Source organism: Rhodococcus sp. 05-339-2, assembly GCF_002258965.1.
Taxonomy (GTDB): Bacteria; Actinomycetota; Actinomycetes; order Mycobacteriales; family Mycobacteriaceae; genus Rhodococcoides.
In genome coordinates this window covers 325,388-351,313 of record NZ_NOYW01000021.1, presented here as the reverse complement: position 1 = coordinate 351,313, position 25,926 = coordinate 325,388, and the positions used below count along the sequence as shown (strand labels likewise).

The 25,926-nt window shown below is 64.9% G+C and carries 24 protein-coding genes, 1 tRNA gene and 1 pseudogene; 11 read left to right on the top strand and 15 right to left on the bottom strand.

From position 1 onward, the window contains the following. Positions 1 to 5 precede the first annotated feature (5 nt). The 4 genes from CH273_RS26155 to cobC all read right to left on the bottom strand — a co-directional run bounded on the left by CH273_RS26155 (position 6) and on the right by cobC (position 4,136). Positions 6 to 1,115, bottom strand: coding sequence for a bifunctional RNase H/acid phosphatase (locus tag CH273_RS26155; RefSeq protein ID WP_032394445.1), 1,110 nt, complete (start codon positions 1,113 to 1,115; stop codon positions 6 to 8). 5 nt (positions 1,116 to 1,120) lie between these two features. Next, positions 1,121 to 1,858 (bottom strand): zinc ribbon domain-containing protein, encoded by a 738-nt coding sequence (locus CH273_RS26150; RefSeq protein WP_032394446.1) that lies wholly within the window; start codon positions 1,856 to 1,858, stop codon positions 1,121 to 1,123. Between the two features lie 104 nt (positions 1,859 to 1,962). Next, on the bottom strand, positions 1,963 to 3,084 hold the full coding sequence (locus CH273_RS26145; protein WP_032394720.1) for a Nif3-like dinuclear metal center hexameric protein: 1,122 nt from the start codon (positions 3,082 to 3,084) through the stop codon (positions 1,963 to 1,965). A gap of 14 nt (positions 3,085 to 3,098) precedes the next feature. Next, on the bottom strand, positions 3,099 to 4,136 hold the full coding sequence (gene cobC / locus CH273_RS26140) for an Rv2231c family pyridoxal phosphate-dependent protein CobC (RefSeq protein ID WP_032394721.1): 1,038 nt from the start codon (positions 4,134 to 4,136) through the stop codon (positions 3,099 to 3,101). Between the two features lie 55 nt (positions 4,137 to 4,191). Between cobC and CH273_RS26135 the strand changes: the two genes are divergently transcribed. The 3 genes from CH273_RS26135 to CH273_RS26125 are packed head-to-tail and all read left to right on the top strand — an operon-like array spanning position 4,192 to position 6,311. Beyond that, positions 4,192 to 4,884, top strand: coding sequence for an HAD-IA family hydrolase (locus tag CH273_RS26135; RefSeq protein WP_032394447.1), 693 nt, complete (start codon positions 4,192 to 4,194; stop codon positions 4,882 to 4,884). Further along, positions 4,881 to 5,354: a low molecular weight protein-tyrosine-phosphatase gene (locus tag CH273_RS26130; RefSeq protein ID WP_032394448.1), complete on the top strand. Its 474-nt coding sequence runs from the start codon at positions 4,881 to 4,883 to the stop codon at positions 5,352 to 5,354. The genes CH273_RS26135 and CH273_RS26130 overlap by 4 nt, the downstream gene beginning before the upstream one ends. Positions 5,355 to 5,372: 18 nt before the next feature. Continuing rightward, on the top strand, positions 5,373 to 6,311 hold the full coding sequence (locus tag CH273_RS26125) for an SURF1 family cytochrome oxidase biogenesis protein (protein ID WP_032394449.1): 939 nt from the start codon (positions 5,373 to 5,375) through the stop codon (positions 6,309 to 6,311). On the opposite strand, the gene CH273_RS26120 is transcribed toward CH273_RS26125, so the two are convergent. The 3 genes from CH273_RS26120 to CH273_RS26110 form a co-directional block, all read right to left on the bottom strand. Next, positions 6,252 to 7,220, bottom strand: a complete 969-nt coding sequence (locus CH273_RS26120; RefSeq protein ID WP_032394450.1) for a cobalamin biosynthesis protein — start codon at positions 7,218 to 7,220, stop codon at positions 6,252 to 6,254. The two genes, CH273_RS26125 and CH273_RS26120, sit on opposite strands and share 60 nt — an antisense overlap. A gap of 46 nt (positions 7,221 to 7,266) precedes the next feature. Beyond that, the gene (locus CH273_RS28340; protein ID WP_256978899.1) at positions 7,267 to 7,392 is read right to left on the bottom strand and encodes a hypothetical protein; all 126 of its coding nucleotides are present in this window, start codon (positions 7,390 to 7,392) and stop codon (positions 7,267 to 7,269) included. 191 nt (positions 7,393 to 7,583) lie between these two features. Further along, positions 7,584 to 8,480, bottom strand: a complete 897-nt coding sequence (locus CH273_RS26110; RefSeq protein WP_032394452.1) for a LysR family transcriptional regulator — start codon at positions 8,478 to 8,480, stop codon at positions 7,584 to 7,586. Between the two features lie 112 nt (positions 8,481 to 8,592). On the opposite strand from CH273_RS26110, the gene CH273_RS26105 reads away from it, so the two are divergent. Then, on the top strand, positions 8,593 to 10,086 hold the full coding sequence (locus CH273_RS26105) for a CoA-acylating methylmalonate-semialdehyde dehydrogenase (RefSeq protein ID WP_032394722.1): 1,494 nt from the start codon (positions 8,593 to 8,595) through the stop codon (positions 10,084 to 10,086). An 88-nt stretch (positions 10,087 to 10,174) separates the two neighbouring features. Next, positions 10,175 to 11,341, top strand: a complete 1,167-nt coding sequence (locus CH273_RS26100) for an iron-containing alcohol dehydrogenase (protein ID WP_032394453.1) — start codon at positions 10,175 to 10,177, stop codon at positions 11,339 to 11,341. Here the strand turns inward: CH273_RS26100 and CH273_RS26095 are convergent. Beyond that, positions 11,338 to 12,747, bottom strand: a complete 1,410-nt coding sequence (locus CH273_RS26095; protein WP_045194817.1) for an amino acid permease — start codon at positions 12,745 to 12,747, stop codon at positions 11,338 to 11,340. The genes CH273_RS26100 and CH273_RS26095 overlap by 4 nt on opposite strands. A gap of 104 nt (positions 12,748 to 12,851) precedes the next feature. Between CH273_RS26095 and CH273_RS26090 the strand changes: the two genes are divergently transcribed. After that, positions 12,852 to 13,793 carry an NAD(P)/FAD-dependent oxidoreductase gene (locus CH273_RS26090; protein WP_032394454.1) on the top strand — a complete coding sequence of 314 codons (942 nt, stop codon included), beginning with the start codon at positions 12,852 to 12,854 and terminating at the stop codon, positions 13,791 to 13,793. A gap of 44 nt (positions 13,794 to 13,837) precedes the next feature. Next, on the top strand, positions 13,838 to 14,266 hold the full coding sequence (locus CH273_RS26085) for a hypothetical protein (protein ID WP_032394455.1): 429 nt from the start codon (positions 13,838 to 13,840) through the stop codon (positions 14,264 to 14,266). On the opposite strand, the gene CH273_RS26080 is transcribed toward CH273_RS26085, so the two are convergent. The 4 genes from CH273_RS26080 to CH273_RS26065 all read right to left on the bottom strand — a co-directional run bounded on the left by CH273_RS26080 (position 14,263) and on the right by CH273_RS26065 (position 17,657). Then, a complete protein-coding gene (locus CH273_RS26080) occupies positions 14,263 to 14,937 on the bottom strand; it encodes a nitroreductase (RefSeq protein ID WP_032394456.1) in 675 nt (224 codons plus the stop codon). The two genes, CH273_RS26085 and CH273_RS26080, sit on opposite strands and share 4 nt — an antisense overlap. Before the next feature lie 97 nt (positions 14,938 to 15,034). Continuing rightward, entirely contained in the window at positions 15,035 to 15,922 is an 888-nt protein-coding gene (locus tag CH273_RS26075; protein WP_082322392.1) for a MetQ/NlpA family ABC transporter substrate-binding protein, read from the bottom strand. A 26-nt stretch (positions 15,923 to 15,948) separates the two neighbouring features. Continuing rightward, positions 15,949 to 16,653, bottom strand: coding sequence for a methionine ABC transporter permease (locus tag CH273_RS26070; RefSeq protein ID WP_032394457.1), 705 nt, complete (start codon positions 16,651 to 16,653; stop codon positions 15,949 to 15,951). Next, the gene (locus tag CH273_RS26065; protein WP_032394458.1) at positions 16,650 to 17,657 is read right to left on the bottom strand and encodes a methionine ABC transporter ATP-binding protein; all 1,008 of its coding nucleotides are present in this window, start codon (positions 17,655 to 17,657) and stop codon (positions 16,650 to 16,652) included. The genes CH273_RS26070 and CH273_RS26065 overlap by 4 nt, the downstream gene beginning before the upstream one ends. Positions 17,658 to 17,826: 169 nt before the next feature. On the opposite strand from CH273_RS26065, the pseudogene CH273_RS26060 reads away from it, so the two are divergent. Next, a pseudogene (locus CH273_RS26060) lies at positions 17,827 to 19,219 on the top strand (LLM class flavin-dependent oxidoreductase). 1 nt (position 19,220) lies between these two features. Here the strand turns inward: CH273_RS26060 and CH273_RS26055 are convergent. The 3 genes from CH273_RS26055 to CH273_RS26045 all read right to left on the bottom strand — a co-directional run bounded on the left by CH273_RS26055 (position 19,221) and on the right by CH273_RS26045 (position 20,298). After that, positions 19,221 to 19,295: transfer RNA gene (locus CH273_RS26055), tRNA-Val, on the bottom strand. Positions 19,296 to 19,382: 87 nt separating this feature from the next. After that, positions 19,383 to 19,844, bottom strand: coding sequence for a peroxiredoxin (locus CH273_RS26050; protein WP_032394459.1), 462 nt, complete (start codon positions 19,842 to 19,844; stop codon positions 19,383 to 19,385). A gap of 31 nt (positions 19,845 to 19,875) precedes the next feature. After that, the gene (locus CH273_RS26045; protein WP_032394460.1) at positions 19,876 to 20,298 is read right to left on the bottom strand and encodes a DUF3052 domain-containing protein; all 423 of its coding nucleotides are present in this window, start codon (positions 20,296 to 20,298) and stop codon (positions 19,876 to 19,878) included. Between the two features lie 255 nt (positions 20,299 to 20,553). Here CH273_RS26045 and aceE point away from each other — a divergent pair, with 255 nt between their 5' ends. The 3 genes from aceE to CH273_RS26030 all read left to right on the top strand — a co-directional run bounded on the left by aceE (position 20,554) and on the right by CH273_RS26030 (position 25,877). Next, the gene (gene aceE / locus CH273_RS26040) at positions 20,554 to 23,373 is read left to right on the top strand and encodes a pyruvate dehydrogenase (acetyl-transferring), homodimeric type (protein WP_032394725.1); all 2,820 of its coding nucleotides are present in this window, start codon (positions 20,554 to 20,556) and stop codon (positions 23,371 to 23,373) included. A gap of 87 nt (positions 23,374 to 23,460) precedes the next feature. Next, the gene (locus CH273_RS26035) at positions 23,461 to 24,840 is read left to right on the top strand and encodes a PucR family transcriptional regulator (protein WP_230596653.1); all 1,380 of its coding nucleotides are present in this window, start codon (positions 23,461 to 23,463) and stop codon (positions 24,838 to 24,840) included. 128 nt (positions 24,841 to 24,968) lie between these two features. After that, positions 24,969 to 25,877, top strand: a complete 909-nt coding sequence (locus tag CH273_RS26030; RefSeq protein WP_032394461.1) for an ACP S-malonyltransferase — start codon at positions 24,969 to 24,971, stop codon at positions 25,875 to 25,877. Positions 25,878 to 25,926 lie beyond the last annotated feature (49 nt).

The window sequence follows — 25,926 nt, the reverse complement described above, 5'->3', positions numbered from 1 at the left end:
GCGATTCAGGCCGACGAGGCCAGGTGCGAGGTGTCGTTCACCAAGCGCACCGAAGCCCCGCCGTCGGGGTAGAACTCGGCGATGCTCAGCGACGCGAGATCCAGGTGCAATCGGTACAGCAGCGACGGGCCGACGTCGAGTGCGAGTTGCAACAGCATCTTGATCGGTGTCACGTGGGTGACCACCAGAACGGTCTTCCCGGCGTACTCGGCGAGCAATCGATCGCGGGTCGCTTCGATGCGCGTGCGTACTGCGTCGAAGCTCTCACCGTTCGGCGGTGCAACGGAGGTGTCGCCTCGCCACGCCTTGTGGACCTCGGGGTGACGTTCCATGGCCTCGGTGAAGGTGAGCCCTTCCCAGTCGCCGAAGTCGGTTTCGACGAGACCGTCGACCGTGGTGACGGGCAATCCCAGGCGGTCGGCTGTCGCCGCAGCAGTCTGTTGGGCGCGCGCGAGCGGCGAGGCCACGATGGCGTCGATATCCGTCCGTGCACCGAGAACCGTTGCGGCAGCATCTGCTTGGCGTCGACCCAGTTCGGTCAGGTCGGGATTGCCTCGGCCGGAGTATCGACGGTCGACCGACATGGGGGTCTGGCCGTGTCGTAGCAACAGCAGGCGGGTCGGCTCCCCCATCGCACCGGTCCATCCAGGCGACGCGGGCTTCGCTGCAACCGGCTCGGCGTCGGGCCGATCCGACAGGTCCACGCCCTCGGCCGCCGCGTCCATCGCCTCGTTGGCCAGCGCATCCGCGTGCGAGTTCTGTGCACGCGGAATCCACTCGTAGGTGACGGAATCGAAGCCGCGAGCCAGTTCGGCCGCTTGTCGCTGAAGCGGAATCATGTCCGGGTGCTTCACTTTCCAACGTCCGGACATCTGTTCGACGACGAGTTTGGAGTCCATCCGGACGGCAACCTCACGGGCACCGACATCGCGCGCCGCGGTCAGTGCGGCGATCAGTCCGTTGTACTCGGCCACGTTGTTGGTCGCCACGCCCAGCGACGCCCGACGCTCGGCGAGCACCTGCGAGCGATCTGCACTGAGCACCACCGCGCCGTATCCGGCGGGCCCAGGATTTCCACGCGATCCACCGTCGGCCTCGGCAACGACCCTCGACACCTGACTCAAATTCCGGATTCCTTGGTGCGCACCAGGATTGCGTTGCACTCGGAGCAACGAATCAGAGCATCCGCGGGCTTGTTTGCGATGCTCGCGATCTCGTTGCGATCGAGTTCGATCCGGCACGCTCCACATCGACGAGCCTGCAGCAGTGCCGCACCGCGGCCGGTGAGCGCTCGCTGCTTCTCGTAGAGCGCAAGCAGATCCGCGGGCAATCCCGAGGCCAACGATTCGCGGCGCTCGGCGCTGCGCTTCTCGGCGACATCGAGGTCTGCGACGGCGTCGTCACGGCGGCGGCCGGCGTCGACCAACTCGTCCTCGATCTGCGTCAGTTGCGCACCGGCGTGCTCGTAGTCACGTTCGCTGGCCTCACGCTGCTCCATGACCTCGAGCAGTTCCTCTTCGAGGATGCCCTGACGACGTTCGAGGCTGCCGAGCTCGTGCTGCAATTCGGTCATCTGCTTCGGTGCGATGGTGCCGCTCTCGAGCATCTTCTTGTCGCGGGCTTCGCGTTGCCGAACCGCGTCGACCTCGCCTTCGAGTTTGCGAATGTCCCGGTCGAGGTCGTCCATCGAGATCTGCACCGTCACCGCGGCATCCTTGCGCGTGGTGCGCTCGGTCTCGAGCTTGTCCACCTCCTGCTGTTCGGGGAGGCTCTTGCGGCGGTGGGCGATCTGCGAGAGTTCGGTATCCACACCGGCCAATTCGAGCAGCGAGGCCTGGACTTTGGGATCGACGTTCACGCTTGATGACTCCTGCGACTATGGAAGTTGATTCGGATTACCCTACCGGCTGCAGGAAAATGAGTGAGCCGGATCCACTCGATGGCAGGTCGTGGGTTCGATGATCACAGTGTCCACGGGTCGGTACGCACCTCGGTGACCCAGCTGTTCCATCCCTCGGTGTCACCGAACGCGGCGTCGACGATGCCTCGCGCCTGTGCGCACCACGGGAACTCCGAGGCCCAGTGTGCGGTGTCGATCACCGCGGGGCCGCCGGCACGCAGGTGCTCGTCGACCGGGTGGTGCCGCAGATCGGAGGTGACGTACACATCGGCGTCGGTGCGCGCCACCGCGGAGAGGAACGAGTCACCCGCTCCCCCGCACATCGCCACCACCGAGACCGTGGCGTCGGGGTTTCCCGCTGCGCGTACTCCCCACGTCGTGGCGGGCAACGCCTCGCGGACGACCTCGGTGAACTCGGCCAATGTCATCGGATTCGGTAGTTTTCCGATGCGGCCCAGTCCGGTGCACGACGGTAGAGCCGCGGATTCGAAGACGTCGAACGCGGGCTCCTCGTACGGGTGTGCCCGACGCATCGCCGAAAGTACCTGAGCACGTAGCCCTTTGGGGGCCACGACCTCGATGCGATCCTCCGCCTCGGTGTGCACCTCGCCGAGAACGCCGAGCGTCGGGTGTGCGTTCGGGCCCGGACGGAATCGGCCGAGACCCGCACTCTGCCAGCTCGCTTCGCTGTACTCGCCGATCTGCCCGGCTCCGGCGTCGAACAGGGCCTGTCGCACCGCCGCCGAGTCGGCGGTGGGCACGAAGACCACCCACTTGTCGTGTGCGGGAGACGGAATGGGATCGAGTGGCCGGGTGTCGATCACCCCGAGCGCGGATGCGAGTGCGTCGGAGACTCCGGGATCTGCGGAGTCGGCGTTGGTGTGGGCGGTGAACAGCGCGCAGTCGGCCTTGATCAGGCGGTGGATCACCGATCCTTTCGCGGTGTCGGCCGCGACGGTGTCGACGCCTTTGAGCAGCAACGGATGGTGGGCGACGATGAGATCGGCACCGCGGGCGATGGCGTCGTCGACCACGGCGTCGGTGACGTCGACGGTGTACACGACTTGCTGCACAACAGCTTTCGGATCACCGCACACCAGGCCCACCGAGTCCCAGCTCTCCGCGAGACGGGGTGGGTACGCGTCGTCGAGCACCTCGATGACGTCGGCCAGTGTCACTGCCATGTTCGCTGCTCTCCTCACAGAACGGTCTTCAACGCGTCCACCAGTATGTCGACCCGCTGCGAGTCCCGTACCGCGACGCGCAGGTAGTGCCGGTCGAGTCCCGGGAACGTGTCCGCGCGCCGCACCGCGATACCCATCGTGCGCAGGCGTTCTCGAACAACATCGGCTCCGTCGACGCGGAGCAGCAGAAACGGCGCACGGGCCGGGCCGGTGATGTCCAGGCCCAGCGCCTCGAGGCGCTGGGTCATCGCGGTGCGTTCGCGGTGGATGCGCTCCGATTCGACGCGTGCCCGATCGACGGCGAACGGTTCGGTGCAGGCGCGGATCGCTTCGATCTGCAGACTCCCCAGGGGCCAGTGCGCACGGCCGTACTGCAGTCGCGCGAGGACGTCGGGATGCCCCAGCGCGTATCCACACCGCAATCCCGCCAACGCCCACGTCTTGGTCAGACTGCGCAGAACCAGCACATCGTCCAGGCTCTGTGACGCCACCGATTCCCCCTCCCCGAGCACTGCGTCGGCGAAGGCCTCGTCGATCACCAGCATGCGTCCGGATCCGCGCAGACTCAGGACCGCCTCACGGGGGTGCAGAACCGATGTGGGGTTGGTCGGGTTGCCGAGGATCACCATGTCGGCGGTGTCGGGTACGAGCGTCGGGTCGAGCTCGAAGGGTGGCGGCAGGATCACTCGGTGCACCGCAATGCCTGCCTGCTCCAGCACCCAGTCGGGCTCGGTGAACGACGGGTGGATCGTCGCCACGAGCTGGGGCCGAAGCCGCGGCAGCATCGAGAAACCCTCGGCCCCGCCGCTGAGCAGCAGTACCTCGTCCGGTGAGCGGCCGTGGTGTTCGGCCACCTGTTCTCGCGCGGCCGTCTCGGCGGCCGTGCTCGGGTACGAACCCAACGAATTCAGTGCCGCGCCGAGCCGATCGCGAAGCCATGCCGGCGGTCCGTCGCCGCGTACGTTGACGGCGAAGTCGACGAATCCGGAATCGACCTCGACGTCTCCGTGGTGACGGAGGAGCGCATCGGGATCGGCAGCTGTGTCGGACATCGCGACGAGCGTAGCCGCGCCGTCACCGAACAGCCCGCACCGATAGGCTCCGACCATGTCTGTCGATGCTCCCGCGTCCGTTGTCCTGTTCGATCTCGATGGGACGTTGACCGATTCCGCACCGGGAATTCACGCCGGTTTTCGCCACGCACTGGCGTCGGTGGATGCACCCGAACCGACCGAGGAACAGCTGTCGATGGTCGTCGGACCACCCCTGATCGACACGTTGCGCGGCCTCGGCCTGGACGAGGATGCGGCGCAGCGTGCCCTGGCGGCGTACTTCCAGCGTTACGACGAGCGGGGCTGGGCCGAGAACACCGCGTTCGACGGCATCGAGTCGGTGTTGACGCGATTGCAGGATCGCGGCGTCCGGCTCGGTGTGGCGACGTCGAAGTCGGAGCGATTCGCGGTCCGGATTCTGGACCACTTCGGTCTGTCGCGGTACTTCGAGTTCATCGGCGGTGCCAGCAACGACGGCACCCGACGGGCGAAGTCCGACGTGATCGCGCATTCGCTGACCAACCTCGGCATCGACCCGGTGGAGTCCGCGGACGGCGGCACCGCCGGGGTGATCATGATCGGTGATCGTGATCACGACGTGCACGGTGCCGCTCGATTCGGCATTCCCACGGTGTACGTCGAGTGGGGCTACGGCGTCGACGGCGAGAGCGACGACGCCGCGTTCACCGCGTCGAGCATGGACGAGCTGGCCACCGTGCTCGAGCAGAACACGGCGGCCGTGCGATGACCGAGCCACTGCACGTGACGTTCGTGTGCACCGGCAACATCTGCCGATCGCCGATGGCCGAGAAGGTCTTCGCCGGTCGTTTGCGCGACGCCGGCCTGAGCGAGGCGGTGCGCGTCTCGAGCGCCGGGACCGGCGGTTGGCATGTGGGCGACGGCGCGGATCCTCGAACCGTCGCCGAGCTCGATGCCCACGGATACGACAGCGAGCACGCGGCGGCGCAGGTCGGGCCGGATCATCTGGCAGCGGATCTGATCGTCGCACTCGATACCGGCCATGCTCGCGCCCTGCTGCAGCTCGGTGCTCCGGCCGATCGTGTCGCCTTGCTGCGGTCGTTCGACCCCGATGCCGACGACTCGTCGGTGGCCGATCCGTACTACTCATCCGATTCGGCATTCACCGAGGTGCGCGAGCAGATCGAAGGTGCCGTGCCCGGCTTGCTGGACTGGGCACGGTCTCGGCTCCCTCGCTGACCCGGCTACCGTGGTGGCGTGGACAAGTTAGCGTTCTTGCTGCGACCCAAGTGGTTGGTGCTGGCTGCGGTGGTGCTGGCCTTCGCGTTCCTGTGCTTCAGCGTGCTCGCTCCGTGGCAGTTGGGAAAGAACACCTCGACGTCCGAGCGCAACGATCTGATCACCCGATCCGTCGACGCGGATCCGGTACCGATCTCGGACGCTCTCACCGCCGACGGGTTTCCGGCCGAGGACGAGTGGCGTCGGGTCATCGCCCCCGGGTCCTACGTCGCAGATTCCGACGTGCTGGTGCGGCTGCGCAGCATCCGTGATCAGCCCGCATACGAGGTCATCACCCCGTTCGTGATCGACGGCGGGCCCACCGTTCTCGTCAACCGCGGATACGTACTGCCGGTGGAAGGAACCAGAGCGCCCGAGTTCGAGGCGGCCCCCACCGGTGACGTGACACTGAACGCACGGGTACGACAAGCCGAGGGCACCTCGCGCGAGCCCGTCGAGGACGACGGTCGACTGCAGGTCTACAACATCAACCCGGAACAGATCGGCGCGGCGGTAGGAGTCGACGCCATCAACGGATACCTCCAGCTCGACGACGGTCAGCCGGGCGGTCTCGGCTTGATCGAACTGCCGCAGACCGACGCAGGCCCCTATCTGTCCTACGGTCTGCAGTGGCTGGCGTTCGGCATCATGGCACCGTTGGGTCTGGCGTATTTCGCTCGCGCGGAGATACGGGAACGCCGCAATGCGCGTGCACAACTCGCGGACGCGATCCCCGGCGAGCCGGATACCGAGCCCGAGGGCGAGAACGAGGCCGGTCCGGCTCAGGCCGGTCCGGACGAGGAAGAAGAGTTCACGCTGCCCACCCGCCGCGAGAAGCGAGCCAGGGCACGCGCGGCGTCACGCCAGACGACGCCGTCGGATCCTCGCCTGGCCGATCGCTACGGAAAGAATCGCTGAAGCGACCGCAGACAGTTCTTGCACTCGGCTCGACAGTGCGACCGATCGGCGAAGATCGCGTGCGGTCGGCGCGTGTCCGTCACCGAGTGTCGGCCTGATCTCGACGCCGTGTCGGTACTGCGTTCTGCCACCCAGTTGCAGCCCCAGTGCCCCGGCAGCCGACGCCTCCGCGACACCTGCGTTGGGGCTGGGGTGCTGCGCGGCGTCGCGTCGCCACATCTTCAGGGCTCGGGTGGGCGAACCCTGCACCGACGGAGCTGCGACGACCGTCGCCAGGCCGGTGACGCGGGCCGGCAGCAGGTTCAGGACGTCGTCGATTCGTGCTGCGGCCCAACCGAAGCGCAGATACTTCGGCGAGCGGTAGCCGACCATCGCGTCGAGCGTGTTGCTCGCTCGGTAGGCCAGAATTCCCGGCACCCCGGCCAGCGCTCCCCACACCAACACGCCGACCGTCGCATCGGAGGTGTTCTCTGCGATGGACTCGAGGGCGGCGCGTGCGAGGCCGTCGGAGTCAAGTGGTTCCGGATCTCGACCGCACAGTGACGGCAGCAGTGCGCGCGCGCTCTCGAGGTCGTCGTTGTCGAGGTGGTCGGCCATCTGCCGGCCCACCTTCGACAGTGACGTGCCTCCGAGCGCGGCCCAGGTAGCCGCCGCGACCAGAGCAACTTCAGCAGGTGCACCCACACGGGCGGCCACGCGACTCGACGTGACGCCGAGTGCGGTCATCGAGCCGATCAGCGCGGCCGCATGGACGACGCCCGAGGCTCGACTGTCGCGGTAGAGGGCGTGTTCGACGCGCAGTGCCGTGGTCCCGAATCCTGCGACCGGGTGCCAGCGTCTCGGGTCTGCGAACACTCGATCGAGGCCGTAGCCGACCAGTAAGCCGATCGCTCGGGGGTGTGTCCACATCCCACGAATCTTGCCAACTGCACACCGGGCTCAGGACACCGGACTGTCAGGCCCAGCGGTGACGGTACGCACCTGCCAGTTGACGGTTGCGGAAGTCGATGTCGCTTCCGTCGTTGAGCAAGGCGATTGCCATTCCTACGAAGCCGACTGCTGCCATTACGAACATCGTCATGATTCCCCCAGAATCTCGTGTGGATCCGCCGAGCGGATGTGGGCGTAACAGATTGTTACCCGCGAGTAAGGCGATTCCCACGCCTTTGAGGTCGGCGTCACGTGTGTCCGTGGTCACGAGACGTCGTTCTCATCGGATCGTCCAAATATCAACGGCCACCGACACTCTCGGGATGTGCGTTTGTCCCGTCGTTACTGCGGCACAGGAAACAGATGCTGTTCGTCGGTCACGACCGACCGGAGAAATTCGTCGACGGCCTTCACCCGCGCGAGTCCGGTCAGCTCTCTCGGTACCACCGTCCAATACGTCCGCTCGACCGAGACGACACCGGGCAGGACCGACACGAGGGCCCCGTCCGGCTCACCGATATAGCTGGGCAGGGGCGCAATCCCCACACCGGATCTCGCCGCGATCCACTGCCCGGTGATGTTGTTGGTCTGAATCTGCGCGCGGCCCTCCGGCAGGATCGCATCCAGGATGCGCAGTGGTGCCACATCGAGCAGCGCGTCCACGTACGAGATCAGTGTGTGTTCACGCAGATCGTCGACGGTCCTGATCGGTGCCATCGCGGCGAGATACTCGGCGGACGCATAGAGCTCGAGGGAGTACGTCGCCAACCTGCGAGTCACGACGAACCTCGGTGACGGCCGCTCCAACGTGATTGCGATGTCGAACTCCCTGGTGGCCAGCGAGTTGTGCTCGGTGGCGGTGACCAGTTCGATGTCGAGATCGGGGTGCTTGTCTCGGAGTACTCCCAGTTTCGGTGTCAGCACGAACGCTCCGAAACCGTCCGGGGCCGCGATCCGCACGGTTCCTCGCAGGGAGCCGGTGTCCGAGGTCTGATCCTCGAACGCCGCGATGAGTGTCGACTCGACGGTCTCGGCGTATGCGACGAGGCGTCGACCCGCCTCGGTCAGTCGCCAACCCGACGGCGTTCTGTCGAACAGGCGCTGCCCGGCCGACTTCTCGAGAGCCGTGATGCGCCGACCGACGGTGGTGTGGTCGACACCGAGAGTGTGCGAGGCGTCGGTCAAACGGCCGGTCCTCGACACTTCGAGGAAGTAGCGGAGATGGTCTGCGTTGAACACCTACCGAGAATATCGCCGGTGTGCATTTCTGCACAGCGATCTGCGGTTTTGGCCTTTGACATGTGCATCCGTACAAGTGAGACTCGAGACACACCGATGGAAGGATCGAACGTTGACCGACGTCATCACGCACTGGCTCGATGGAAAGACCTATTCCGGCGTCTCCGACCGGACCGCCCCCGTCACCAACCCCGCCACCGGCGAGGTCACCGGAACGCTCACCCTGGCCGACACCGACGATGCCCGTGCGGTCATCGACGCCGCCGCAGCCGCATTCCCGGCGTGGCGCGACACCTCACTGGCCAAGCGCACCTCCATCCTGTTCTCCTTCCGAGAGCTGTTGAACGCCAAGAAGAACGAGCTCGCCGCGATCATCACCGCCGAACACGGCAAGGTTCTCTCCGACGCCCTGGGTGAGATCGGCCGCGGTCAGGAGGTCGTCGAATTCGCCTGCGGCATGGCACATCTGCTCAAGGGCGGATACACCGAGAACGCGTCGACCGGCGTCGACGTCTACTCCATCCGTCAACCGCTCGGACCGGTCGGCATCATCTCGCCCTTCAACTTCCCCGCCATGGTCCCGATGTGGTTCTTCCCCATCGCCATCGCGGCAGGCAACACCGTCGTCCTCAAACCGTCCGAAAAAGACCCGAGCGCCAGTATCTGGCTCGCCGAGCTCTGGGCCGAGGCGGGCCTACCCGACGGCGTCTTCAACGTCCTGCAGGGCGACAAGGTGGCCGTCGACGAGCTCCTCGAGAACAAGAAGATCAAGTCGATCTCCTTCGTCGGCTCCACCCCCATCGCCCAGTACGTCTACGCCACCGGCACCGCCCACGGAAAACGCGTCCAGGCCCTGGGCGGTGCCAAGAATCACGCCGTCGTCCTCCCCGATGCAGATCTCGATCTCGCCGCCGACGCCATGGTCAACGCGGGCTTCGGCTCCGCAGGCGAACGCTGCATGGCCATCTCGGCCCTCGTCGCCGTCGGCAGCATCGCCGACGAACTCGTCGCCAAGATCGCCGAGCGGACAACACCGTTGGTCACCGGCGACGGCACCCGAGGGGCAGACATGGGTCCGCTCGTCACCAAGGCACACCGTGACAAGGTCGCCTCGTACGTCGATGCAGGTGAAGCGGCAGGCGCCACCCTCGTCGTCGACGGCCGCACCGTCCAGCCCGACGGTGGCACCGACGGATTCTGGCTCGGCCCCACCCTGATCGACCACGTGACTCCCGACATGAGCATCTACACCGACGAGATCTTCGGACCCGTCCTTTCGGTCGTTCGCGTCGACACCTACGACGACGCACTGCAGCTGATCAACGACAATCCCTACGGCAACGGCACCGCCATCTTCACCAACGACGGCGGCGCGGCTCGACGCTTCCAGAACGAGGTCGAGGTCGGCATGATCGGCATCAACGTCCCCATCCCGGTTCCGATGTCCTACTACAGCTTCGGCGGTTGGAAGAACTCGCTCTTCGGCGACAGCCACGCCCACGGCACCGAGGGAGTGCACTTCTTCACCCGAGGAAAGGCCGTCACCAGCCGCTGGCTCGACCCGAGCCACGGCGGCATCAACCTCGGCTTCCCTGAGAACAGCTGAGCCCCGAAAACAGCCAGCCCATGTGCGCGGAACTTCGTAGCAGGTTACGAAGTTTCGCGCACATGGTCACCTCGCGAAGGAGCACACCATGGTTTCCAACATCTCGTTTCCTCGGTTCCTCAAGCTGGGCGGCGGTGCCGTCGAAGAGCTGGGGACGGTGCTGACCGATCTCGACGTGTCACGGCCGTTGCTCGTCACCGATGCGTTCATGGCCGGTAACGGCTCGGCGGATCGTTTGATGAAGATCATGACCGAGGCCGGGAAGACACCGGCACTGTTCTCGGGCACCGTTCCCGATCCGACGACCGATTCGTTGGTCGCGGGCCTCGACGCGGTGCAGCAGCATTCGGCCGATTCGATCATCGGGTTCGGCGGCGGCAGTCCGATGGATACGGCCAAGGCACTGGCCATTCTCGCGGTGCAGGGCGGCACGATGCGGGACTTCAAGGCTCCGGTGCTGTCGACCGGCCCCTCGCTACCGATCATCGCTATACCTACCACGGCCGGAAGTGGTTCGGAGGCAACTCAGTTCACCATCATCACCGACGTGGCATCGGACGAGAAGATGTTGTGCCCCGGGCTGTCGTTCCTGCCGATTGCTTCGATCATCGACTTCGAGTTGACGATGTCGATGCCGGCGCGCTTGACGGCCGATACCGGCGTCGATGCGCTCACTCATGCCATCGAGGCGTACGTGAGCAAGAAGGCCAACCCCATTTCCGACGGTTTGGCCCTCAGTGCGATTCGCACGATCGGGACGTCGTTGCTGCGGGCCTATCGGGACGGCGACGACCGGCAGGCGCGCGAGGCGATGATGCATGCCTCGACGCAGGCGGGAATGGCTTTCTCCAATGCGAGCGTCTGCCTGGTGCACGGTATGAGTCGACCCATCGGCGCGCATTTCCATGTGGCACACGGGCTTTCCAACGCGATGCTGTTGCCTGCCGTCACGGCATTCTCGATCGACGGGGCCCAGGCGCGTTACGCCGATTGCGCCCGCGCACTGGGCGCGGCGTCGGAAAGCGACTCGGATCAGCTTGCCGGTGGCAAGTTGCAGGACGCAATCGTCACACTGTGCCGTGCGGTGGAGGTTCCGACGCCGGAGACCTTCGGGATCGAGAAGGCGAAGTGGGACCAGCTGTTGCCGCTGATGGCCGAGCAGGCGCTCGCCTCGGGCAGCCCGGGCAACAATCCCGTGGTGCCGACAGCCGAGCAGATCGTCGACCTGTACCGGCAGGTGTACGCGGGAATCTAGTCGGGAGAACCGGATGCGCGGGCGGCCACGGTGTCGCGCCGCGCATTTCGGCGTTGCACCGCAATTCCACCGATAACGGTCACGGCCGCCAGCACTGCCGACAGCAGAATGGACGACCGCTGCTCCGGCCGCACCACCATCATCACCAGCACGAAGACGATGAACCCAATAGCCAGGTACGTCAGCCACGGGTAGAGCCACATCCGAACGGCGGGGCGTTCGCCGTCGCGGTCGAGGTGACGCCGCAGCACCAGCTGGCTACTGGCGATGGCCAGGTAGACGAACAGCGCGACGGCGCCGGTGGTCGCCAGCAGGTAGGTGAAGAGCTTCTCGGGCAGGATGTAGTTTCCGACCACCGCGAGGAACCCGAGCACCATCGAGGCGATCACCGCAACCCACGGCACCCCGTTCGTCGTGATCTTCTTGACCGCCCTGGGTGCGTCACCTCGATCGCCGAGCGAATACAGCATGCGCGACGCGGTGTAGAGCGCCGAATTCAGGCACGACGCAACCGCGGTCAGAATGACGATGTCCATGATGGTCTCGGCGTGCGGGATCCCCATCTTGGACAGGACGAATTGGTACGAGCCCGTGTTGGGATCCAGTTCGTTCCAGGGCACCAATGCGACGATGACGAAGATGGAACCGAAGTAGAAGATCGAGATTCGCCAGATCACCGAGTTGGTGGCGCGGGTGATTCCCTTGGCCGGATCCTTGGATTCGGCAGCGGCGATGGTGACGATCTCCGAGCCCATGAACGAGAACATCGTCGTCAGCATGGCCGCGATCACCGCGCCGAAGCCCAGCGGCATGAAACCACCCGAGGCCCAGAGTTGGTCGACACCACTGACTTCCGAGTCGGGTAGCAACCCGAAGATCGCCGCGATCCCGAGGCCGATGAACGCGATGATGGCCACGACCTTCACCAGGGCGAACCAGAACTCGAATTCGCCGTAGTTGCCGACGCTGATCAGATTGGTCGCGGTGAGGGCAACGACGATGAGTAGTGCCCACATCCATTGCGCGCCGCCGAGCCAGTTCGTGAGAATGGATGCAGCCGCGGTGGCTTCGACCGGGATCACCAACACCCAGAACCACCAGTACAGCCATCCGACCGAGAATCCGGCCCAATGCCCCAGGGCGCGAGTGGCATAGGTGGAGAACGAGCCGGTGTCGGGATTGGCCGTCGCCATCTCCCCCAGCATGCGCATCACCAGGATCACGAGTGTTCCCGCGAACAGGTACGCCAGCAGCACCGCTGGACCTGCCGTCGCGATGGCGTTGGCCGAACCCACGAACAATCCTGCGCCGATGACTCCGGCTATCGAGATCATCGTCACGTGCCGTGGCTTGAGGCTGGTGCCGAGTCCGTTCTCGCCGGTATCCGGCTTCTCCGTAATGGCCATCCCTGTAGTCGAACACAAAGTGAACGCAGACGCAGCGGGTGACCGATATGTCCAGACAGCCGGTGGTACAGAGATATTCGGACGAATCCCGGCATACTGGACGGATGAACTCCGAAGCGGGCATCATCTCCGATCCGGTCACCATCATCGGTGCCGGCATAGCAGGCGCGGCCTGCGCGCGGGTTCTCCGCGACGCGGACGTACCGTTTCGCATCGTCGACCGAGGCCGCGCTCCGGGTGGGCGGATGTCCTCGCCCGAGTTGCACGGCCGTCGCGTCGATCTGGGAGCGGGCTACTTCACCGTCCGAGATCAAGAATTTGCGACGGTCGTGGCCGACTGGGAGTCGGGTGGATTGGCGCGTCAGTGGGCCAACACGTTCGGCATTCTCAAACCCGAAACGGTTCCGTGCACGACGACCGGCCCGGTTCGCTGGGCGACCCCGAACGGGCTTCGATCCTTGGTACGAAACATGCTCGACGGCTTCGACATCGAACATTCCACGGAGCTGACCGACCTTCCCGACGGCCACGTCGTGGTGGCGATGCCGGATCCGCAGGCGACGCGACTGACCGCCGTTCCCCATGCCGTCGACTACGACCCGGTCATCGCGGTGGCGTGTGGATTCGACGGACTCGACATTCCCTTTCGAGACGCAGCGTTCGTCAACGATCATCCCGATATCGACTTCGTCGTCGACGACGGTGCCCGGCGCGGCGACGGCGCTCCGGTTCTCGTGGTGCACACGACGTCGGGGCGCGCGCAGCAGCATCTGGACAACCCCGACGGGGCGATCGCCCCGGTTCTCGACGCGCTACGCGAATTGTCCGTCGTCTCGGCGGACCCCGCGTGGACCCACGCCCACAGGTGGACATTCGCCAAGCCTGCGGCGCAACACGATTCCAACTTCGAGCTCCAGCACCGGGACGGACGCTTCGTCGGACTGGCCGGCGATCAGTGGTGCGAGTCCGGAGTGCCCCGGGTCGAGAGCGCCTGGCGTTCGGGAACGGACGTGGGCAGAGAACTCGTGCGACGCCTTTCGCACTGACGTTTGCCCGGCGTCGAACCACGAGCCGGATTAGGATCGCCCGCGTGCTGTCCGTGAAGTCGTACTCCCGCGAATACATCGACGCCTGCCGTGCGCGCCTCGATTCTCAGCTCGCCGCATACCGTGCGGTCGCGTCGAATCGAACGACGACGACTGCCGTGGACGAGGCATTCGACGTCGCCTTCTTCAACAATCTCGTCCTGACGCTCGAGGTCTATTTTCTGCACCGCATGCGCGGCCAGGAGAAGAAGAACGGCAATCCACTCAACGAGGTCCGAGTCCTGGCTGCGTCGATGACGACTGCCGACGACATCATGACCAGCGATCCGACCATAAATCTCGATCCTGCGAAAAGCATTCTCGGATACGCCGTCGGCGATCGAATCGCGCTCGACGAGAAGCAGTTCGTCGCATTGGCCGATGCGTTCTTCGCCGAGATCGAGACGAAGTTCGGCCCGCAACTCGCTCCCTAGCTGCTGACGAATGTCACCGTCTCGTCCAGAGGCGCTCGGCTGGTACGGAATCCGTTGATCGGATGTGTCTCGTCGGGGTAACCGAAGGAGATGCCGGCCACCACTCTTCGGGTGTCCGGGATGTCGAACCATTCGTGCAGAAACGGTGAGTACGCCGCCAATGCTGCCTGCGCGATGGCCCCGAGACCGAGACTCTGCGCAGCAAGCAGGAAAGTTTGGAGGTACAACCCGCAGTCCACGGCCCCGTACACGCCCAGATCGACGTCGGTGGTGATGATGGCCGCGTGCGGTGCGTCGAACAGCTCGTAGTTGCGGATGAACTGACGCGTCGTTGCCTCGGTGTCGGACTTGACCACCCCGATGCTCTCGTAGAGTGCACCACCGCATTCGCGTCGTCTGGCTCGATGCAGGGCGTTGTAGTTCGCCGGGAACGGGAAGTCCGGTTGCGGTGCCCCGGACGCCACGTGCTCCACCAATGCCTCGGAGAACTTTCGGGTGGCATCGCCCTCGGTGACGATGATCTGCCACGACTGGGTGTTGGACCAGGAGGGAGTTCGCTGGGCGGCCGTGAGTAGCTGCTCGAGGACCTCGTGAGGGACCGGCTTCGGCAGGAACTGCCGGCACGAGTACCGCTCGTCGAGTAGTTCTGTCAGCGCGTCGTACCGGGTCACGTCGTCCGCCTCGTGTCAGTGCTGTCGGGTGCGGGTCGAAGGTAACACCACGGTTGCGCCCGACGGTCATGTGCTGGACCGTCGGGCACGGCCCGGTCTACTGGAGAGGAAGCAGGATGTCCTTCACGCGCAGGTCGGTCGCCAGGAATTCCTGCACCGCCGGGTCCTTGAATGCGGCGACGAGATTCTTGATGTTGTCCGTATCTGCCCACCGGCTACCGATGGTCAGCTGGCCGGCGAACTCGTCCGGTGCCGGCGGGGCGAAGATCTGCTTTTCGACGGGAATGCCTGCGGCGAGGTAGTACTCGGTGTAGCCCACCGCCGCATCGAGATCCGGCAGTGCCCTCGATTGCGCAGCGAAGTCCAGCAGCGTGAACTTCAGATTCTTCGGGTTTCCGACGATGTCCTTCTGCGTGGCCGTCGACTTGTCGACAGCGGGATCGAGCGTGATCAGGCCGGCTCGCTCGAGCACCCACAGGCCTTGCGCCTCGTTGGCCGGGTCGGAGTACAGCGAAACCGTTGCGCCGTCCGGCAATTGAGCTGGGTCCGAGTACTTGTCGGACCACAGGCCGAATCCCCACCGGAACACCGGCGTTGCGGCCTCCTCCTGGAAGTCCGGGTTGGATTCGAGGACCTGACCGAGCCACAGCTTGTGTTGGTAGACGGTTGCGGCCACCTCACCTTCGCTGACGGCGCGGTTGATGGTGTTGCTGTCTGCGAGACCGCGGAATGCGACCGAGATGCCGTATTTGGGGGCAACCTGGTCTGCGACGAATTCGACGAGCGCTTGCTCGGACGCATTGCCCTCTGCCGTGGCGACGACGAGTGTTGCTCCCTCGGTGTCGTTGGCCGATGCGGTGTCGCCGAAGAACGCGATGCGGACGATCACGGCGAGGGCGATCAGCACTACGACGGCGGCGATGATCCAGGGCGCTTTTCGACGGTTCTTCAGCTCGAAGCCGTGCGCTTCGGTGGACGTTGTCATGGTGGATGGAACCTTTCGGGTGTGGTTCAGGCAGTGCGCACAGCGCGCTGATGAGGTGTGGTGAAGCGAACGAGTGCATCGCCGACGAGCTGTACGACGGCGACGGTGAGAATCAGGATGACGATCGTGGCGATCATGACGGTGTGATCGAATCGTTGGTATCCGTATGTGACTGCGACATAACCGATCCCGCCTGCGCCGATGGTGCCGGCGATGGCCGAGTATTCGATCATGGCAATGACGTTGATGGTCAGCCCGCCGATGATCGACGGAACCGCCTCGGACAGCTGCGTGGTGGTGACCTGCAGTGTGGAACCACCAGATGCCCGAGCGACGTCGACCACCGACGTCGGAACCGAGCGCAGAGAGTTCTCCACGATGCGGGTGAAGAAGGCGATGCCTGCCAACGACATCGGTACCACTGCCGCTGCGATGCCGATGTTGGTTCCGGTGATCCATCGGGTCACCGGAACCAGCGCGGCCATCAGGATCAGGAACGGCAACGATCGTCCGATGCTGACGATCCAGCTGACCGGCGTGTGCAGCACCGGGTTCTCGAACAGTCCGCCGGGACCGAGGTTGAACAGCACCGCTCCGAGTGGAACACCGACGATCACCACGATGGACATCACGATCCCGACCATCGTGAGGGTGTCGCCCAACGCGGGCAACAGTAGAGCCGGCAGTTCGTCGACCGGAACCTTGTTACCTGCCGCGAGTACCGCGATCACGACGCGACTTCCAATACCGGATGATTCCCGTCGACGGAGCCGGACAACCCCAGCGTCGTGAGTGCATCAGGGACGCGTGCACTCAGGTGGCCACCGATGCCGATCGACGCGCTGCCGACCGTCACTCCGGCCACAACCTGCACGGACGCGCCCAGCAGCGCGACCGGTGCGCCCAGATTCTGGCCCAGCCTCCCGATCCAGTCCTGCGGAACATCGGGCGAATCGTAGGTGACCTTCCAGTGCACGTCGCCGGCTGCAGCCTGTGCGTCGTCACGCCGAGGGCGCAGCTCGTTGCCGAGCCGCGAGCGGTGGTCGGTCAACAGATCGACCAGCTTTCCCGATTCGACGATACGACCGTGATCGAGCCTGGCCACCGAATCTGCGGCTCGCAGAACGGTATCCATTTCGTGGGTGATGAACACGATGGCGAGGTCGAGATCACGACGCAGTTCACGCAACAACTCGACCACCGATTCGGTGGTCTGCGGATCCAAGCCGGATGTCGCCTCGTCGGACAGCAACACCGACGGCCGAAGCGCCAGTGCGCGCGCGATTCCCACTCTTTGGCGTTGCCCGCCCGAGAGTTGAAACGGATAGCGAGCTGCTTTGTCGGACAGCCCTACTCGGTCGAGAAGCTCACCCACACGCCTGGCCGTCTCGGCTTTCGTGGCCCCCAGGAAGTCGAGGGGCAATGCGACGTTCTCGGCCACGGTTCGGCGCGAGAGCAGACTCGACGACTGAAACACGGTGCCGATGCGCCGGCGCGCGACCCGAAGCTGCTTGGCGTTCAACTGCGCGAGATCGTCCCCGTTGACGATCACCGAGCCCGAGGTGGGCCGCGTCAAGAGGTTGATACATTGGGCCAGCGTGCTTTTGCCGGCACCACTGGGCCCGACGACGGCCAGGATCTCGCCGGACTGCACCGTGAAATCCAGTCGGTCGAGGACGACGGTCGTGTTCTCCCCCGTCCCGTACGTCTTGGTCAATTGCGCTATTTCGATCATGCTCCGACGCTCTTTTCGCTGATGTGACGGCGCAACGATGAGCTACCGGCGACTCGATGACCAGCTATCGACTCATCACGATCCGAACTGTTCCCACCGGCCTAGGTCGTCGGTAGCGTCGCACCGCTGTCGATATCGAAGACAGGCCGTCCCGCCGAAGGAGTTCCCCGTGTCACGCGAGATCCGTTTCAATGCCTTCGACATGAACTGCGTCGCGCATCAGTCCCCCGGTCTCTGGCGTCATCCGCTGGATCAATCGTGGCGATACAAGGAACTCGGCTACTGGACCGATCTGGGCGAAGCTGTTGGAGCGCGGCCTTTTCGACGGTCTGTTCGTCGCCGACGTTCTCGGCACGTACGACGTGTACGGCGGAAATCACGACGCCGCCATTCGGCACGGCGCGCAGATTCCGGTGTCGGACCCACTCTTGCTCGTCAGTGCGCAGGCCGCGGTCACCGAGCATCTGGGCTTCGGCATCACTGCAGGTACCGGTTTCGAGCATCCGTATCCGTTCGCACGTCGGCTCTCCACGCTCGATCACCTCACCAACGGCCGCATCGGGTGGAACGTCGTCACCGGTTACCTGCCGTCGGCGGCGCAGAACATGGGACACGACGATCAACTGAAGCACGACGATCGTTACGACCACGCCGACGAATATCTCGAGGTGCTCTACAAGTTGTGGGAGTCGTCGTGGGACGACGACGCGGTGGTCCGCGATCGTGAGACCGGTGTGTTCACCGATCCCACCAAGGTGCATCGAATCAAACACCGCGGCAAGCACTTCACGGTGCCGGGCATTCATCTGGCCGAGCCGTCGCCGCAGCGGACGCCGGTGATCTTCCAGGCCGGCGCGTCGCCGCGTGGCGTACGGTTCGCGGCGCAGAACGCCGAAGCGATCTTCGTCGGTGCACCCACCAAGAAGATTCTGGCGCAGACGGTTTCGAATGTTCGTCGAGCGTTGCGAGCTGCCGGCCGTGATCCGTACTCGGCGCGGATCTATCAGCTGCTCACCATCGTCACCGATGAGACATCCGAACTCGCCCATGCCAAGCACGACGAGTATCGGTCGTATGCCAGTGCCGAGGGTGCGTTGGTGTTCATGTCGGGCTGGATGGGCGTCGACCTGTCGCGGTACGCGCTCGACGAGCCGCTCGGCAATGTCGAGAGCAATGCGATTCAGTCGTTCGTCGCGTCGTTCCAGTCCATCGGTGCCGATGGCAAGGAGTGGACGGTGCGCGATATCGCCGAGTGGGGCGGCATCGGTGGTGCCGGTCCGCGCATCGTCGGCTCCCCCGGCGAAGTCGCGGATCAACTGCAGGAGTGGGTGGACGAGACCGACGTCGACGGCTTCAATCTCGCCTACGCCATCACACCGGGGACATTCGAGGATGTCGTTCGATTCGTCGTCCCCGAATTGCAGCGGCGGGGTGTCTACCGGACCGAATACACACCGGGCACATTGCGCCACAAGCTCTTCGGCAAAGGTGATCGACTGCCCGAGGAACACCGGGCGCAGCAGATCGTGCGAGAGGTTCGGGCGAGCCGAGAATCGCTGTGAATGGTGGGCGCAGAGGGGTTCGAACCCCCGACCGCTGGTGTGTAAAACCAGAGCTCTACCGCTGAGCTATACGCCCGAGTACCGGTGGCCTGGGTACAACCCCGGGCCACCGGAACGCTTGGAGAAATTTATCGTGTCTGATCTCTAACTACAATTCCGCAGGTCAGCTCACTTGTGCGAGAGCCTCGGCCCACGACGAACTGTCGCGAGCCTCACCGGGTCCGTTCATTTCGGCGAACCGGATGATTCCGGATTTGTCGACCACGAACGTTCCACGATTGGCGAAGCCGGCGCTGTCGTTGAACACGCCGTACGCCTGAGCAACCTCGCCGTGCGGCCAGAAGTCCGACAGCAGCGGAAAGGTGTAACCCTGTTCTGCAGCCCAGATCTTGTGGGTCGGAGGCGGACCCACCGAGATTGCCAAGATCGCAGTCTCGTCGTTCTCGAAGGTCGGTAACTCGTCGCGAACTTTGCACAGCTCGCCCTGGCACGTGCCGGTGAAGGCCAGTGGATAGAACACGAGCAGAACGTTTTTCACGTTCCTGTACGACGACAACGTGACCAGTTGGTTGTTCTGATCCTTCAGAGTGAAGTCGGGCGCAACCGCGCCAACCTCGATCGGCATCTAGAACCGTCTTCCTGTATCGAGCATCGACCTACCGCTTGGTGGCAGGGGTCTTGGGCTGAACCAGACGACTTCCGATCCAGTCACCGAGGTTTGCCGCAGAGGTCTGCGTCAATCCTGCGGTCGGGGCGGACTCGGCGATCTCGCTGGGTTCGACGTGACCGGACAGGCCGGTCTTGGGGCTGAGGACCCACACGATTCCATCGTCCGAGAGTGGCCCGATGGCATCCATGAGTGCGTCGACCAGGTCACCGTCTCCGTCGCGCCACCACAGCAGTACGACATCGATCACCTCGTCGGAATCCTCGTCGAGGGTCTCGCCACCGATCGCATCTTCTACGTCGGCGCGCAGATCATCGTCGGTGTCCTCGTCCCAGCCCAGCTCTTGTACGACCATGTCGCGAGTGATGCCAAGCTTCTGAGCGTAGTTCTGAGCGTCCGCCGCGGCGACCACGGTGGTGACCTCCTTGAATTGTGGGTGCAGTAGACAAAGCGAACAGGGTCGGAGCCGTTCGCGCAAGCTGACCGCGCCGAAATTGCGTACATAAATTTCTACTGGTGGGTATCGGACCTCTGTACTACCAGAACCGAGAAGATGTAGCAGGATTGGGAGGAATCACGAGAACGAGGAAAGTAGAGCGCCGTCACAGGGGCGCGCTACCGGACCGGACGCCACACCGAGCGTCCGCCACATTGAGGAGTGCACACGTTGTCCGAAGTGAACAGCGGCGAACGGCAGAACACATCGTCTGCAGGCAAGAAGGGCTCTGACGGCCGGGTCCGCGTCATCCGCGAGGGTGTCGCGTCGTACCTGCCCGATATCGACAACGACGAGACCAACGAATGGATCGAGTCGTTCGACGGCTTGTTGGAGAGGTCCGGCCCCAACCGCGCTCGCTACCTGATGCTCAGGTTGCTCGAGCGCGCCGGTGAGCGCCGCGTCGCGCTGCCGTCGCTGACGTCGACGGATTACGTCAACACCATTCCCACCGAGAACGAGCCGTGGTTCCCCGGCGACGAGTCGATGGAACGCCGCTACCGCGCCTGGATCCGCTGGAACGCAGCCATCATGGTGCACCGCGCGCAGCGCCCCGGCGTCGGCGTCGGTGGCCACATCTCCACGTACGCCTCGTCGGCTGCGCTGTACGAGGTCGGCTTCAACCACTTCTTCCGTGGCAAGGACCACCCGGGCGGCGGCGACCACATCTTCATCCAGGGTCACGCCTCCCCCGGCATCTACGCCCGCGCCTTCCTCGAGGGCCGCATCCCGGCCGAGCGCATGGACGGCTTCCGTCAGGAGGCCAGTCATGTGAACGAGGGCGGCGGACTGCCGTCGTACCCGCACCCCCGCCTGATGCAGGACTTCTGGGAGTTCCCGACGGTGTCGATGGGTCTCGGCCCGATGAACGCCATCTACCAGGCCCGCTTCAACCACTACCTCAACGACCGCGGCGTCAAGGACACCTCCGATCAGCACGTCTGGGCATTCCTGGGCGACGGCGAGATGGACGAGCCGGAGTCGCGCGGACTCGCGCACGTGGCCGCCACCGAGGGTTTGGACAACCTGACGTTCGTCGTCAACTGCAACCTGCAGCGCCTCGACGGCCCGGTCCGCGGCAACGGCAAGATCATTCAGGAGCTGGAGTCGTTCTTCCGCGGCGCGGGCTGGAACGTCATCAAGGTCGTCTGGGGCCGCGAGTGGGATTCACTGCTGCACGCAGACCGCGACGGCGCGCTCGTGAACCTGATGAACACCACTCCCGACGGTGACTTCCAGACGTACAAGGCCAACGACGGCGGGTACGTCCGCGATCACTTCTTCGGTCGCGATCCGCGCACCAAGGAACTGGTCAAGGATCTGTCCGACGACGAGATCTGGAACCTCAAGCGCGGTGGCCACGACTACCGCAAGGTGCACGCTGCCTACGCGGCGGCGATGTCGCACAAGGGCCAGCCGACGGTCATCCTGGCGCACACCATCAAGGGCTACACCCTCGGCAAGCACTTCGAGGGCCGCAATGCCACGCACCAGATGAAGAAGCTCACGCTCGACGATCTCAAGACGTTCCGCGATCTCCAGCACATCCCGATCTCGGACGAAGAGCTCGAGAAGGATCCGTACATGCCGCCGTACTACCACCCCGGCCCGGATGCTCCCGAGATCCAGTACATGCTCGATCGCCGCAACAAGCTCGGCGGATTCGTCCCCGAGCGGCGGGTCGACGTCAAGCCGCTCCCGCAGCCCGGCGACGACACCTACAAGACGCTCCGCAAGGGCTCCGGCAAGCAGGAAGTCGCCACCACCATGGCGCTCGTGCGCGTCATGAAAGAGCTGTTGCGAGACAAGGAGATCGGCCACCGAATCGTGCCGATCATCCCCGACGAGGCCCGCACCTTCGGTATGGACTCGTGGTTCCCGTCGCTGAAGATCTACAACCGCAACGGCCAGCTGTACACCTCGGTGGACTCGGAGCTGATGCTCGCCTACAAGGAGAGCTCGGTCGGCCAGATCCTGCACGAGGGCATCAACGAGGCCGGTTCGACGTCGTCGTTCACCGCGGTCGGTACCTCGTACGCCACGCACGGCGAGGTGATGATCCCGCTGTACATCTTCTACTCGATGTTCGGCTTCCAGCGCACCGGCGACGGTCTCTGGGCAGCGGCGGACCAGATGGCTCGCGGATTCGTGCTCGGAGCCACGGCCGGCCGCACCACCCTCACCGGTGAGGGTCTGCAGCACGCCGACGGTCATTCGCTGCTGTTGGCCTCGACCAACCCGGCGGCCGTGGCCTACGACCCGGCGTTCTCGTACGAGATCGCGCACATCGTCAAGGACGGTCTGCGACGGATGTACGGCGGAACCGAAGGTGTCGAGGGCTTCGGCGGCGAGAACATCTTCTACTACATCACCCTCTACAACGAGCCGTACGTACAGCCCGCCGAGCCGGAGAACCTCGACGTCGAGGGTCTGCTCAAGGGCATCTACCGGTTCGCCGAGCCGCAGGAGGGCGACGGACCCGAGGCGCAGCTGCTGGCGTCCGGCGTCGGCATCGTGTCGGCCCGTAAGGCCCGCGAATTGCTGTTCGAGGAGTGGGGCGTTCGTTCGGCCGTCTGGTCGGTGACCTCGTGGGGCGAACTGCGCCGCGACGGTGTCGAGGCCGAGCAGGAGTCTCTGCGCAACCCCGGTGCCGACAAGCGCGTTCCGTTCGTCACCTCGGCGCTGGCCGACGCCAACGGCCCGGTCATCGCGTCCTCGGATTGGATGCGTGCGGTTCCGGACCAGATCCGTCAGTGGGTTCCGGGCGATTACGTCACTCTCGGTACCGACGGATTCGGATTCTCCGATACCCGTCCGGCCGCGCGTCGAGTGTTCAACGTCGACGCCGAGTCGATCGTCGTTGCCACGTTGTCGGCTCTGGCGGCATCCGGTGAGGTCGACCGCTCCAAGGCCGTCGAGGCCGCGGAGAAGTACAAGATCGACGACGTCACCGCCGCTCCCACGTCGTACGCCGATACCGGTTCGGCGTAGGTTCGACCCCTGATCACCCGACCCCCGTTCCACCTCGCGCGGCACGTCCAGCGCGAGGTGGGCGGGGGTCGGGCGTAGGTTCTCCTTATGTCCGATGCGAAGCCCGGTTCCCCGGACAGTGCCTCCACACGCGAAGTGTCCCGACGCGACGCCTATCGTGAGGCGTTGCGTGAGTCGTTGACCTCGGACAACGAAGTGCATCTTCCGGTCGCCTCCTTGGCTCCCTCACGCCAGAAGCGCGATCCCCTGCCCGATGCCCTGCTGCGGCGGGTCAAACAGTTCTCCGGCCGACTCTCGACAGAAGCCGTCACCACGATGCAGGGACAGTTGCCGTTCTTCGGCGATCTCGACGCAGCCCAACGCGCAAGCGTGCAGTTGTTGATTCAGACAGCCGTCGACAACTTTCTCGAATGGCTCAAGAACCCGAACAGCGATATCCGCTTCAGCCTCGACGCATTCCAGGTCATCCCCCAAGACCTGGCCCGCCGCCTCACTCTGCGCCAGACCGTCGACATGGTCCGGGTGGCGATGGAGTTCTTCGAGCAGTGGCTTCCGGCGCTGGCTCGCAACGATCAGCAGTTGGTGGCCCTGACCGAGGCCGTCCTGCGGTACGGCCGCGAGCTCGGCTTCGCGGCCGCGTCGGTCTACGCCAGTGCGGCCGAGTCTCGCGGCGCCTGGGACACCCGCCTCGAAGCTCTCGTCGTCGATGCCGTCGTGCGTGGGGACACCGGCTCGGACATGCTCTCGCGTGCCGCAACGCTGAACTGGGACGCCACGGCCCCCGCGACGGTGTTGGTCGGTACTCCCCCGGACGATCGAGGCGTCTCGGTGGTCGGAACAGTGCACGCCGTGGCGCAGAAGCACGGCCGCGCGGCACTCGCCGTGGTGCAAGGCACTCGGCTGGTGATGGTGGTCAGCGGCCAGATCGAGGACACGCCGGCCCACCACGCGTTCATCGAGGACATGTTGCAGAACTTCTCCGACGGGCCCGTGGTCATCGGCCCGACCACTCGCACCCTGGGCGCGGCGCACTCGAGCGCGGTGGAAGCCTTCGCCGGCATGCAGGCCGTCGCCGGCTGGCGTGGTGCACCGCGTCCGGTGCACGCAGGCGAGTTGTTGCCCGAACGCGCACTGCTCAACGACAGTGCGGCGATATCGGCGTTGAACGATCACGTGGTCGTTCCATTGGCGGCGGCGGGTTCTGGACTTGCCGACACCCTCGATGCGTATCTCGACTGTGGCGGAGCCGTCGAAACCTGCGCACGGCAGCTGTTTGTTCATCCAAATACCGTTCGGTATCGGCTCAAGCGCATCGCAGAGGTCACCGGTCGCGACCCCACTCACCCGCGCGACGCGTACGTGCTCAGGGTCGCGGCAACGGTGGGTAGGTTGGCTCGAACGCATCACGAACCGGCACATCCAGCCCCATATGTCACACAGGTCACATTCGGAGAAGTGGTCACGTAACGCTTTATCACCCTCCGGCGATAGCGAGTCCCCACGAGGCGATTTGTAGGGTTCCCACAAATTGCCTGTCGAGAGTTCATCGAGCGCGACATCACTCATTCGGCACCCGACAGTGTTCTCTTAACCCTGTGATTGCGTTGCTTGCGCCCGGTCAGGGCTCTCAGACTCCCGGCATGCTGTTGCCTTGGCTCGAATTGCCAGGTGCGGCAGACCGACTCGCACTGTGGTCGAAGGCCTCCGGTCTCGACCTCGTCCGCCTCGGCACCACAGCAACCGCCGAGGAGATCACCGACACCGCGGTGACCCAGCCCCTGGTCGTGGCGTCGGCCCTGCTCGCCTTCGAGGAGATCGCATCGCGCGGCCTGTTCCCCGAGGACGCCGTCGTCGCCGGACACTCCGTGGGCGAACTCGCCGCCGCTGCCATCGCCGGCGTCATCTCCTCCGACGACGCCGTTTCACTCGCCGCCGTGCGTGGCGCAGCAATGGCCAAGGCGTGTGCACTCGAACCGACCGGCATGTCCGCCGTGCTCGGCGGAGACGAAGCTGCCGTCCTGGCCCGCCTCGAAGAACTCGACCTCGCGCCGGCCAACGTCAACGCTGCCGGTCAGATCGTCGCGGCCGGCCTGCTCACCAAACTTGCCGAGCTGGCCGAGAGCGCGCCCGAGAAGGCTCGGGTTCGCGCACTGCCGGTCGCAGGCGCGTTCCACACCAGATACATGGCGTCTGCCGGCGACACCGTTGCCGCAGCCGCTGCCGCGATCACTCCGTCGGAGCCGACGCGGACGCTGCTGTCCAACTCGGACGGTCAGCCGGTCGCCTCGGGTGCCGACGCACTGAACAAGCTTGCTGCTCAGGTCACTCGCCCCGTGCGATGGGATCTGTGCACTGCCTACCTGCGCACCGCGCAGGTCACCGGACTTGTGGAACTGCCCCCGGCAGGCGCACTGGTCGGCATCGCCAAACGCGAACTGCGTGGCGTTGCCAACCTCGGCCTGAAGACACCGGCGGACATCTCCGCAATGGCCGAGCTCGGTTAGCTCGCCCCACACACTCCGCCGTCACACACTGCGGATCGCACTTCCACTC

What these genes read in the sequence shown, in the direction of transcription:
- CH273_RS26145 (WP_032394720.1), bottom strand. Translation starts at nt 3,084, where the DNA reads ATGGCAGTGACACTGGCCGACGTCATCGAGGTGCTCGACGACGCGTAC.
- cobC (WP_032394721.1), bottom strand. Translation starts at nt 4,136, where the DNA reads ATGTCCGACACAGCTGCCGATCCCGATGCGCTCCTCCGTCACCACGGA.
- CH273_RS26135 (WP_032394447.1), top strand. Translation starts at nt 4,192, where the DNA reads ATGTCTGTCGATGCTCCCGCGTCCGTTGTCCTGTTCGATCTCGATGGG.
- CH273_RS26130 (WP_032394448.1), top strand. Translation starts at nt 4,881, where the DNA reads ATGACCGAGCCACTGCACGTGACGTTCGTGTGCACCGGCAACATCTGC.
- CH273_RS26120 (WP_032394450.1), bottom strand. Translation starts at nt 7,220, where the DNA reads ATGTGGACACACCCCCGAGCGATCGGCTTACTGGTCGGCTACGGCCTC.
- CH273_RS28340 (WP_256978899.1), bottom strand. Translation starts at nt 7,392, where the DNA reads ATGACGATGTTCGTAATGGCAGCAGTCGGCTTCGTAGGAATGGCAATC.
- CH273_RS26100 (WP_032394453.1), top strand. Translation starts at nt 10,175, where the DNA reads ATGGTTTCCAACATCTCGTTTCCTCGGTTCCTCAAGCTGGGCGGCGGT.
- CH273_RS26095 (WP_045194817.1), bottom strand. Translation starts at nt 12,747, where the DNA reads ATGGCCATTACGGAGAAGCCGGATACCGGCGAGAACGGACTCGGCACC.
- CH273_RS26090 (WP_032394454.1), top strand. Translation starts at nt 12,852, where the DNA reads ATGAACTCCGAAGCGGGCATCATCTCCGATCCGGTCACCATCATCGGT.
- CH273_RS26075 (WP_082322392.1), bottom strand. Translation starts at nt 15,922, where the DNA reads ATGACAACGTCCACCGAAGCGCACGGCTTCGAGCTGAAGAACCGTCGA.
- CH273_RS26065 (WP_032394458.1), bottom strand. Translation starts at nt 17,657, where the DNA reads ATGATCGAAATAGCGCAATTGACCAAGACGTACGGGACGGGGGAGAAC.
- CH273_RS26050 (WP_032394459.1), bottom strand. Translation starts at nt 19,844, where the DNA reads ATGCCGATCGAGGTTGGCGCGGTTGCGCCCGACTTCACTCTGAAGGAT.
- CH273_RS26035 (WP_230596653.1), top strand. Translation starts at nt 23,461, where the DNA reads ATGTCCGATGCGAAGCCCGGTTCCCCGGACAGTGCCTCCACACGCGAA.